The organism is Ectobacillus funiculus (genome assembly GCF_004138295.1).
GTDB classification, from domain to species: domain Bacteria; phylum Bacillota; class Bacilli; order Bacillales; family Bacillaceae_G; genus Ectobacillus; species Ectobacillus funiculus.
Genome location: NZ_SCFM01000124.1, coordinates 1 through 590, shown reverse-complemented (window position 1 = coordinate 590; position 590 = coordinate 1). Strand labels below are relative to the sequence as shown.

General features: G+C 37.6%; 1 protein-coding gene and 1 pseudogene. Both read left to right on the top strand.

The window, feature by feature from the left end; genetic code table 11:
• Positions 1 to 81 (top strand): hypothetical protein (locus tag EP737_RS25140; RefSeq protein ID WP_165350942.1); only part of this gene is annotated, 81 nt, incomplete at its 5' end.
• A gap of 222 nt (positions 82 to 303) precedes the next feature.
• A pseudogene (locus EP737_RS25135) lies at positions 304 to 590 on the top strand (transketolase); the annotation flags it as partial.

Here is a 590-nt window from a genome sequence, read left to right as displayed (position 1 = left end):
GTATTATATAGCCGTTTAATCACAGGTGTTCTTGCGGTTGTCATTGCTTATGTTGCAAGTTTTGGAATGTATCAACAATAAGCTTTGATGTTGTAGAACTTTACGGAAAACAGAGAAAGTAGCATAGACAAAAGTATTGTAAAAGGAATTGGAGCATCAACCTTATCAAATTGGAAGAGAGTGTTGATGTACCGACTGATCGCAAATGCTTTATTAAACTGGATTTAAAGGTAGTCCGGGGCGATATAGATAATATAATCGTCCCGTTACTTTTTAGAAAATAAGAAAGAAGGCGAATGTAATATGAATCTATCTACTGAACAAGTAGCCATTGAACAATTATCTATTTCGGCAATTCGAACACTCTCTATAGATGCAATTGAAAAAGCAAATTCAGGCCATCCTGGGATGCCGATGGGTGCTGCTCCGATGGCGTATACATTATGGGCACAATTTATGAACCATAATCCACGCAATCCAAAATGGTTTAACCGGGACCGTTTTGTACTTTCTGCAGGTCATGGATCTATGCTTTTATACAGCATGCTTCATCTATCTGGCTATGATGTGACGATGGATGATCTAAAAAA